The sequence below is a fragment of the Tepidimonas fonticaldi genome (genome assembly GCF_007556755.1).
GTDB lineage: Bacteria > Pseudomonadota > Gammaproteobacteria > Burkholderiales > Burkholderiaceae_C > Tepidimonas > Tepidimonas fonticaldi.
This window is the reverse complement of sequence record NZ_VJOO01000066.1, coordinates 1-2285: the sequence shown is the minus strand read 5'-3', so window position 1 is coordinate 2285 and position 2285 is coordinate 1. Positions and strand designations below refer to the sequence as shown.

1 protein-coding gene and 1 pseudogene are annotated in these 2285 nt (G+C 53.0%); one reads left to right on the top strand and one right to left on the bottom strand.

Features of this window, described 5'->3' with window-relative positions; genetic code table 11:
- Positions 1–838 precede the first annotated feature (838 nt).
- Positions 839–2137 carry a pilus assembly PilX family protein gene (locus tag Tfont_RS14285; protein ID WP_143969925.1) on the top strand — a complete coding sequence of 433 codons (1299 nt, stop codon included), beginning with the start codon at positions 839–841 and terminating at the stop codon, positions 2135–2137.
- On the opposite strand, the pseudogene Tfont_RS14930 reads toward Tfont_RS14285, so the two are convergent.
- Positions 2089–2285 (bottom strand): annotated as a pseudogene (locus Tfont_RS14930) (hypothetical protein); the annotation flags it as partial. The gene Tfont_RS14285 and the pseudogene Tfont_RS14930 sit on opposite strands and share 49 nt — an antisense overlap.

Genomic DNA, 2285 nt, shown 5'->3' with positions numbered 1-2285 from the left:
ATGATCGCACTCCTTCGGATGAGACCTCGCCGCCGACTCCCGCGCCTCGCAGCAGCTCTTGCAGGATGCTGCGTGCCAGCAGGTATCCACGGCGGCTGGGTATTATGTGATCATCCGGGATGCGACACCTAACGTACAGCTCGCCTTCCGCACGGCAACCATTATTAATTACGACAATGCTTCCGCAACAACCATGAGCCTAACGTGGTCCGCACCAACGGGTTTGCAGCTCCAACTACGAATGACTCGGGAAGGCTCTATTCTGATTTGCTCGCCAAACAACACATCCACCCGCTACGCAGCATGTTGACACATACCACCCATTCTCCCGCACACGGGCGAGGACTATCTCTGGTCGAACTCTTGGTATCGATCACGATCGGTCTCTTTATACTGCTCGGCGCGACAATGATGGTGGTCCCCGTCTCCATCACCAATCGCGAGACGGCGCAAGCAAGCAAGATGAACACAGATGCCCGAGCCGTCCTCGACATTATAGGAAACGAAATAATAAGAGCGGGCTACGGAACCACCGCAAGCAAAATCACAGTCACCTCAAGCCCCGACACATGCATTGTCTACCCTTATAAGCTGGCACCGCTACCAACTTCACCCGCTTACTGGGGCGCATTTCGACGAAACGGCAATCGCCTACAAGTTCGATATGACATACCAAATACCAACAACACACCGCCCGCCTGCTCAACGATTACACAATGGCAATCATTGACAGACCCGGCGACCCTAGAAATTACGACATTTAATGCTTCTTGCGTCAACAATACAACGATTACCCTCACACTCAGCGCAACGACGCCTCATCAGCACAGTTTATCGAATGTTTCTTTATCGGTTTCACCGCGAAATACCACGTGCAACTAAAATGAAAAGCCCCGCAATCAGGATACCAAACCGCACACAACAATACGGCGCAGCAACCGTTTTCACCGCCGTCATGCTGACCTTGATCACGGGCTTAGGGGTTTTATATTTAACACGCGGAGCTGTTTCGGAAGTTCGAACCATAGCCAACTCCGCCGCCGCACAAGAGTCTCTGATAAATGCTGAAAGCGCCATTTCAAATGCATTCCAGGAACTGGCGGCCAGCCCACAGACAACCTTATACGCATTCATCACAAATCGCGCCAGCCGCAACGCCGGGGGTATACCAAATTTAAGTGAATTTCGGTTTTGTTCGATAACCAACGCCAGCAAAACAGCTCGCGCGATTTTTGAAGAATGCGGCACCAACGGGGGCGGAATCGCTCCCACAGATACGACCGCCTTGCTGGCTGGACGCGGATCCAGCTCAATAGACCCGACTGCACGCCGTTACGTTGTCACTACAGTTAGCGTCAATCCTACCGGGGGCAGCTCCTATCGCCCAGGCGCTTTGGCGCCATTAACTCTTGCCGGCGCAAGCGGCGCCTTAACAGGTAATGCTACGGTTGTCAACAACAATAACAACCTCACTATTTGGACGGGCAAGTCGATTGCAGAAATCTCCGGGTCATTTGACACAAGGACTATCATTAATGGAGTACCCGACTCTCTGAGCTCTGACAACACATCCGGCCAAAGCTACCACATCGGACCGGACGTCGTCACCAACGACTACAATCTTCGCTCGCTCGTCAACGGAGCCGATAAAACCGGGCTAGAACGGCTCGCCCTTGGCCGCACATTCGAAGAATTCAAAACGCGAGCCGACATCGTCATCGACCTCGCCAAAGTTTCGTTTAGCTCAAAAATCCCGGACATCGTTGCACAAGTCGCTCTCGGAGCAGGCCCGGTATCGGTTGCCGTATTCGACAGCCGACAAAACGTCGTAACTGAAATCGACATTGGTAGCAACCTCGGCACAACCACAAGCCCAATCATCCTCGCCACCACAGGAAATGTAAAATTTGGCGGCAATACCACAGTCAATGGGTTGGTTTATGCAGGCGGCACCGTCGATTTCAAGGGCGGAGGAACTCTAACTGGAACCGTCGTCGCAGACAATCTGCTAGGCCCCCCGGGAAAAGGCAATTTCACTATAACGCACGGACCCAGCACAATGTGGGAAGCCATCGAAAACGAGTTCAATCAAAACTTTTCGAAAGCAATCCAGACTGGGACTTGGCGCGATTGGTAACTGTCATGTCCCGGATGATTATGGGGTCGCTTTTGGAACAAATCCGATCTTCGCCGATACCAGTCCTTCATGGCCTGCATGGGCGTGCGGGCATCGAGGGCAGTCTGAGGCAGATGGTGGTTGTAGAGCCAAGCGTAGCGCAAGAGGG